Raw genomic sequence first — 6,352 nt, 5'->3', positions numbered from 1 at the left:
CTTCCGCAGGCGGCGCTGCGTTTCGTCCACCTTCACCTGCGCACGCTGGCCGCCCTGATGGTCGTGCTGGCGATGGCGGGCGGGCTGATGGTCTGGCACGGCGTCAGGGCGCCACCCGCACCGCCGGGGACAGCATCCGTCGTGGTGCTGCCCTTCGACGACGGCAGCGGCACGGACGAGAACTACTTCCCGCGCGGCGTGGCGGCCGAGCTGCATGACGCGCTGGCGGACGTCCCGGGGATCACCGTGGCACCCATGCCGCGCCGGATCACCAGCGGCACGGACGCTTCGCAGGCGGGTCGCAGGCTCGGCGTGGCGACCGTCCTGGACGGCCGCCTGCGTCGCGTCGGTGATCGCATCGAGCTTTCGGCGTGGCTCGTGGACACGCATTCGGGTGCGACGCGCTGGTCCGGCCACTTCGAACGCGACGCAGCCGGCATCTTCGACCTCGAAGCGACCGTGGCCGGCGAGGTGGTGCAGGCGCTGACCGGCCGTTCCGCGGGCGACGTCCTGGCGCGGCGCCTGGCACCGACGCGCAACGTCGCCGCCTACGACGCTTATCTGCGCGGGCTGCAAAGCCTCGACCGCTCAGAGGGCGAGTCGCGCTACCGCGATGCGGTCGCCGCGTTCGGCGCGGCCCTTCGCGCGGATCCGCGCTTCGCGCTGGCGCAGGCGGGCCTGTGCCGCGCCGAGATCACGCGTTTCGAGGACGACATGGACGCCGCCGCTTTCAGTCGCGCCGAGGACGCCTGCCGACTGGCGTCGAGCATGGCGCCCGCGCTGCGCGAAGTGGATCTTGCGATCGGCGAGCTGTACCGCGCCAAGGGCCGTCCGGCCGATGCCATTCCGCGGCTGGAACGTGCGGCCGGTGATCCAGCGTTGCGACCGGCCGCGTTCGCCGCGCTCGGTCGGGTCTATGCCGGGCTCGGACGCCCTGACATGTCGCGCAGCTATTTCGATCGCGCGCTGCGCCTGCAGCCGAACGACGCAGGCCTGCATCGCGAACGGGGCTTCGCCGCGTATCTGGAAGGCGACCTGCCGGGCGCCATTGCGGCGTTCAGGACCGCCACCGCGCTGGCGCCCGGCGACGAACGCCTGTGGAGCGGCCTGGGTGGCCTGTACCTGGCTGCCGGTCGGCGCATCGACGCGCGGCGGGCGTTCGAGCGCTCGCTCGCGCTGCGGCCCAACTACGCCGCGCTGAGCAACTTCGGTTCGCTGCGCTACGAGGACCGCGACTACGCCCGGGCCGCCGACCTCTACCGTCGCGCGCTCGCCGTCGATCCGCGCGACTTCCGCCTGTGGGGCAACCTGGGTGATGCGCTGTCCGCATTGGGCGCGCCCGCTTCCGACATTGCCGCCGCCTACGTCGGTGCCCATGACCGCGCGGTTCGGTACACCTCGGTGCGAGCCGACGACGCGCAGGCGTGGGCTCTGCTCGCCTGGTATCGCGCGAACCTGCGAAAGCCGGAGCAGGCACGCGATGCACTCGCACGCGCCGAGTCGCTCGGCAGCGAGCCCGCCGAAGTCGCGTTCATGGGTGCGCAGGCGCTGGCGGTCCTCGGCGACCGTGACGCCGCGCGCGCGCGCCTCGATCGCGCGCGCGCCGGCGGCATCGACACCCGTCGAATGCTCGCTTCACCGGTGCTGCGACCTCTGGTTTCCCCCACCGCATCACGAAAGGAGTCCACGTCATGAATCGCCCGTTCGCCCTCGTTCCGCTGGCCGTCATTGCGCTTTCCGGCTGTACCCGCGCGCCCACCACGCCCCCGGCCTCCGGGGAAGCCACGGTGCTCCGCTGCGATGCTCCCGGTGCTGGCGACCGCGTCTACATCGACATCGCCTACGCCCCGGACGGCATGCCGATGGCGATGCCGGACACGTGCACGGTCGCGTCGCGGACCAATGTGGAATGGCGCGGACCCGACGGCAATTCGCAGGCATTCGACATCCGCTTCAAGAACGCCAACCCCGTACCTTCAGCACCTGACGGCCAGCTGCATTCCAAGGCGGGGCGCGCGCGACAACAGGCTTGGGGCGACGTGCAAGCCGCGCCCGGCCGGTACGACTACGCGATCAGGGCGGGCTCAAAGGAGCGCGACCCGGCAATCATCATCCGCTGAGCCGGCGTGCGCGCGCACGGGCGCGAACGAGCGTCGGTGGTGCGGGCAGGGGCCGTGTTCGGCCAGCGCCGCGAGGTGCTGCGGCGTCGAGTAGCCCTTGTGCTGGTCGAAGCCGTACTGCGGATATGCGTCGTGCAGCGCCACCATCAGTCCGTCGCGATGCGTCTTGGCCAGGATCGACGCGGCCATGATCGAGCGGCAGCGCGTGTCGCCAGCGATCCACGCTTCCGCGCGGCAGGGCAGCCCCTTCGGCACGATGTTGCCGTCGATGCGCGCGACGTCCGTGGCGGCGCGCACCGCCTCGATGCATTCGCGCATGCCCTGCATGGTGGCGTGGAAGATGTTGAGGCGATCGATCGTGCCGACGTCGATCACCGCGATGTACCAGGCGGTGGCCCGCTCGCGGATGCGGATCGCCAGTGCCTCGCGACGTGCCGCGCACAGCTGCTTGGAATCGGCCAGGCCGTTGATGGGCGTGCGGCCCGGCGTGAACACCACTGCCGCCACGACGACAGGGCCGGCGAGCGGGCCGCGACCGGCTTCGTCCACGCCCGCGATGCGCTCGCCGGTCGATGCATCAGCGGTGTCGAACGCCAGCCGGGGCGCGGTTTCATCCATGTCGCGAGGATACGACCTCGACGATCGCGTCGGCCGCCTGCGATGACGCATTGCGACGCAAGTCCTGGTGCAGTTTCATGAATCGGGGTCCGAGCGCGTCCGCCACCGCAGGCTCGCGGAACCAGCGGAGAACCGCGGCCGCCAGCCGGTCGGGCGTGCACTCCTGCTGCATCAGCTCGGGCACCAGTTCCTCGCCGGCGAGGATGTTTGGCAGCGCATAGCGATCGACCTTGAGCATGCCGAGCCCTTTGACCAGCCGGTAGGTGGACGCCGCGACCTTGTACGCCACCACCATGGGTCGCTTTGCGAGCATCGCTTCGAGCGTCGCCGTACCGGACGCGAGCAGGACGACGTCACTGGCCACCATCAGCGACCGCGCGTCGCCATCGATCACCCTCAACGAGTCGCCGAGCGCTTCGCGCGCCGGCGACTGCGCGAGTACGTGCTCGAAAACCTGGCGCGCGTGGCGGTTCGCCATCGGCGCGACGACGCGCAGGTCGGGCATCGCCTCGCGCACGAGCGCGGCGGCAGCGAGGAAGTCGGCGCCCAGCTTTTCGATCTCGCCCGTGCGCGAGCCGGGCAGCATTGCAAGCACCGGCCCGACGGCGGGCAGCCCGAGCGCTGTGCGTGCCGACGCGCGGTCGGACTCCAGTGCCATTTCGTCCGCCAGCGGATGCCCCACGAAGCGTGCATCGACGCCGTGCTTCGCGTAGATCGCCGGCTCCATCGGGAACAGGCAGAGCACGCGATCGGCCGATCGCCCGATCTTCGCGGCGCGGCCCTCGCGCCAAGCCCACACGGAGGGGCTCACGTAGTGCACGGTGGCGACGCCGCGCGCCTTGAGCCATCGCTCGACCCCGAGGTTGAAGTCCGGCGCGTCGATGCCGACGAATACGTCGGGTCGCCACTCGAGCACGCGTTCCCGCAACCGGCGGCGAAGCCGCAGCAGTCGGGGCAGGTGACGGAGCACTTCGGCGAGGCCCATGACCGCGAGCTCGCCGGCGTCGTGCCATGCGCTGAAACCGGCAGCTCGCATTCGTTCGCCGCCGATACCGGCGAATTCGGCGTCGGGCCAGCGCTCGCGCAGCGAATCGATCAGGCCCGCCCCGAGCAGATCGCCCGAGGCTTCGCCGGCGACGATCGCCACGCGGTGGACACGGGGGCTCACGCGCGGCGCATCCGTTTTTCAGCGTGGCCGTTGCGATCGGCCGGTGTCGCGACGGACAACCCGCGCGAATGCGCGCGCGCCACGTCGCGGCCCGGTCGCTGCATCAGCGCAGCAGCGGCCGGTCGCCGCCCCTGACGAAATCCAGCAGCATGCGGACATCGGCGCTTTCGTCGGCGAGACCGGCGAGCCGCTCGCGAGCTTCGTCCAGCGAGCCTCCCGCCACGTACAGGGCGCGGTAGGCGCGCTTGATCGCGGCGATGCGCGCGGTGTCGAAACCGCGACGCTTCAAACCTTCGGCATTGATGCCGCGTGGCCGCCCGTAGTCTTCCTGCGCGACCATCACGAACGGCGGCACGTCGCCATTGACGAACGCGCCCATCCCGACGAACGCGTGCGCGCCGATCCGACAGAACTGGTGCACGCCCGCGAAGCCGCTGAGGATCACGTGGTCGCCGACGGTGACGTGCCCGGCGAGCGTGGCGTTGTTCGAGAAGATGCAGTGATCTCCAACCTGGCAGTCGTGCGCGACATGCACGTAGGCGAGCAACCAGTTGTCGTTGCCGATGCGTGTCACGCCGCCGCCGCTGCCCGTGCCGCGATTGAGCGTGACGAACTCGCGGAAGGTGTTGTCGTCGCCGATCACGAGCTCGGTGTGCTCGCCGGCGAACTTCTTGTCCTGCGGCTCGCCGCCGACGGCGCAGTGCCCCATGAAGCGGTTGCGTCCGCCGATTCGCGTGGGGCCCAGCACGCTGCAGTGCGGCCCGAATTGCGTGCCGTCGCCGACCTCGACCCCGTCGCCGATGTAACAGAACGGGCCGACCACCACGTCGTCGCCGAGGCGAGCGCCCGGCTCGACGATTGCGCCCGGATGCACCCGCGTCGTCATGCTCAGCGCTGCGCCTCGGCGCAGAGGATCTCGGCGCAGGCGACCTGTTCGCCGTCGACCCGCGCAATGCCCGCGTACATCGCCATATTGCGGATGACCCGGCGCAGCTCCACCTCGAGCTCGAGGCGATCGCCCGGCATCACCTGCCGGGTGAACTTCGCGTTGTCGACCTTGACCAGGTAGAACAGCTTTTCGCCTTCCGCGTCGTTGCCCTCGGCTTTCGCGGTGAGCGTTGTCAACAGGCCGCCGGCCTGCGCCAGCGCCTCGATGATGAGCACGCCCGGCATGACCGGGTTGCCCGGAAAGTGGCCCGTGAAGAACGGCTCGCTGCAGGTCACGTTCTTGTAAGCGACGATGCGCTTGCGCGGTTCGAAGTCGGTGACGCGATCCACCAGCAGGAATGGATAGCGATGCGGCAGCAGCTTTTCGATGCCGCGAACGTCGACGGGAAGCACGATCTGGTTCATTGAGGGCCTGCGGGTCGGCCGGGAGGGCCGCTGCGGAAGCCGTGAATGATACGGCCGGGGGCGCTATTCAGTCCCGCGGGTGCGGAAAAGGCGATCGAGCTGGCGGAAACGGGCCGCATTGCGGCGCCACGTGCGGTTGTCCATCAGCGGCGTGCCGGAGGAGTATTCGCCCGGTTCGCGGATCGAATGGGTCACCAGGCTCATCGCCGTGACCATCACGCGGTCGCAGATGTCGAGGTGGCCCACGATGCCCGCGCCGCCGCCGATCAGGCAGTAACGGCCGACGTGCGTGCTTCCCGCGATGGCCGCGCAACCCGCGATCGCCGTGTGCGCGCCGATGCGGACGTTGTGACCGATCTGGATCTGGTTGTCGAGCCGCACGTCCTCTTCGAGCACGGTGTCGTCGATGGCGCCGCGGTCGATGGTGGTGTTCGCCCCGATCTCGCAGTCATCGCCGATCACCACGCTGCCGAGCTGCGGCACCTTGAGCCACGCGCCAGCGTCCATCGCGATGCCGAAGCCGTCCGCCCCGAGTACCGCACCCGGATGGATCAGGACGCGCGCTCCCAGCCGCACACGCTTCACGAGCGTTACGCGCGCGACCAACCGCGATGCCGTGCCGACCACGCAGTCTTCGCCCACGACGCAGCCGGCGCCGATCACGGCGTCGACGGCGACAACGCTGCGCGGACCGATGCTCGCGTGCGCGCCGATGCTTGCGCTGGGATGCACGGACGCGGACGGGTCGACGTAGGCCGTCGGATGCACACCGGCGGGCGCGGCAGTCGCGCGTTCGAACAAGGCCGCTACGCGTGCGTAGGCCACATAAGGATCCGCTGCCACGAGCGCCGTGCAGGGCGCTCGCTCCGCGTCGGGCGCCGCGAGCACGACGATCCCGGCGCGCGTTGCCGCGAGCTGGGCCCGATACTTGGGATTGGAAAGGAACGCGAGGCGGTCGTGCCCGGCGTCCGAGAGCGTAGCGACGCCGACCACCGCGGTGCTGGCATCACCTACCACAGTCAGGCCGAACAGGCCGGCGAGCTCGCCGGCCGTGTACACCGGGCGATGCTCGCCAGGCTCGCTCATGCCGCGA

General features: G+C 70.3%; 7 protein-coding genes. 2 read left to right on the top strand and 5 right to left on the bottom strand.

The genetic code is table 11. The features are described from left to right. Nucleotides 1–1,695 (top strand): tetratricopeptide repeat protein (locus FW784_RS02745; protein WP_149351829.1); only part of this gene is annotated, 1,695 nt, incomplete at its 5' end. Further along, the gene (locus tag FW784_RS02740; RefSeq protein WP_149351828.1) at nucleotides 1,692–2,120 is read left to right on the top strand and encodes a hypothetical protein; all 429 of its coding nucleotides are present in this window, start codon (nucleotides 1,692–1,694) and stop codon (nucleotides 2,118–2,120) included. The genes FW784_RS02745 and FW784_RS02740, both read left to right, overlap by 4 nt. Here FW784_RS02740 and FW784_RS02735 read toward each other — a convergent pair. The 5 genes from FW784_RS02735 to lpxD all read right to left on the bottom strand — a co-directional run bounded on the left by FW784_RS02735 (nucleotide 2,085) and on the right by lpxD (nucleotide 6,345). Next, complete coding sequence (locus FW784_RS02735) at nucleotides 2,085–2,738, bottom strand: ribonuclease HII (protein ID WP_149351827.1); 654 nt, start codon at nucleotides 2,736–2,738, stop codon at nucleotides 2,085–2,087. The two genes, FW784_RS02740 and FW784_RS02735, sit on opposite strands and share 36 nt — an antisense overlap. Next, nucleotides 2,731–3,906 (bottom strand): lipid-A-disaccharide synthase, encoded by a 1,176-nt coding sequence (lpxB, locus tag FW784_RS02730; RefSeq protein ID WP_149351826.1) that lies wholly within the window; start codon nucleotides 3,904–3,906, stop codon nucleotides 2,731–2,733. Before lpxB ends, FW784_RS02735 begins: the two co-directional genes overlap by 8 nt. 103 nt (nucleotides 3,907–4,009) lie before the next feature. Further along, nucleotides 4,010–4,792: an acyl-ACP--UDP-N-acetylglucosamine O-acyltransferase gene (gene lpxA, locus FW784_RS02725; RefSeq protein ID WP_149351825.1), complete on the bottom strand. Its 783-nt coding sequence runs from the start codon at nucleotides 4,790–4,792 to the stop codon at nucleotides 4,010–4,012. 2 nt (nucleotides 4,793–4,794) lie between these two features. Further along, nucleotides 4,795–5,259, bottom strand: coding sequence for a 3-hydroxyacyl-ACP dehydratase FabZ (fabZ, locus tag FW784_RS02720; protein ID WP_149351824.1), 465 nt, complete (start codon nucleotides 5,257–5,259; stop codon nucleotides 4,795–4,797). Nucleotides 5,260–5,322: 63 nt separating this feature from the next. Further along, nucleotides 5,323–6,345, bottom strand: coding sequence for a UDP-3-O-(3-hydroxymyristoyl)glucosamine N-acyltransferase (gene lpxD / locus FW784_RS02715; RefSeq protein ID WP_149351823.1), 1,023 nt, complete (start codon nucleotides 6,343–6,345; stop codon nucleotides 5,323–5,325). Between the last annotated feature and the right edge of the window lie 7 nt (nucleotides 6,346–6,352).

This window comes from Cognatilysobacter lacus, from assembly GCF_008274655.1.
In the GTDB taxonomy this organism is placed as follows: domain Bacteria; phylum Pseudomonadota; class Gammaproteobacteria; order Xanthomonadales; family Xanthomonadaceae; genus Cognatilysobacter; species Cognatilysobacter lacus.
This window is presented reverse-complemented; position numbering and strand designations above follow the sequence as displayed.

Bases quoted from the DNA above. Each gene is read 5' to 3' on its own strand.
- FW784_RS02740 (WP_149351828.1), top strand. From the start codon at position 1,692: ATGAATCGCCCGTTCGCCCTCGTTCCGCTGGCCGTCATTGCGCTTTCC.
- FW784_RS02735 (WP_149351827.1), bottom strand. From the start codon at position 2,738: ATGGATGAAACCGCGCCCCGGCTGGCGTTCGACACCGCTGATGCATCG.
- lpxA (WP_149351825.1), bottom strand. From the start codon at position 4,792: ATGACGACGCGGGTGCATCCGGGCGCAATCGTCGAGCCGGGCGCTCGC.
- fabZ (WP_149351824.1), bottom strand. From the start codon at position 5,259: ATGAACCAGATCGTGCTTCCCGTCGACGTTCGCGGCATCGAAAAGCTG.
- lpxD (WP_149351823.1), bottom strand. From the start codon at position 6,345: ATGAGCGAGCCTGGCGAGCATCGCCCGGTGTACACGGCCGGCGAGCTC.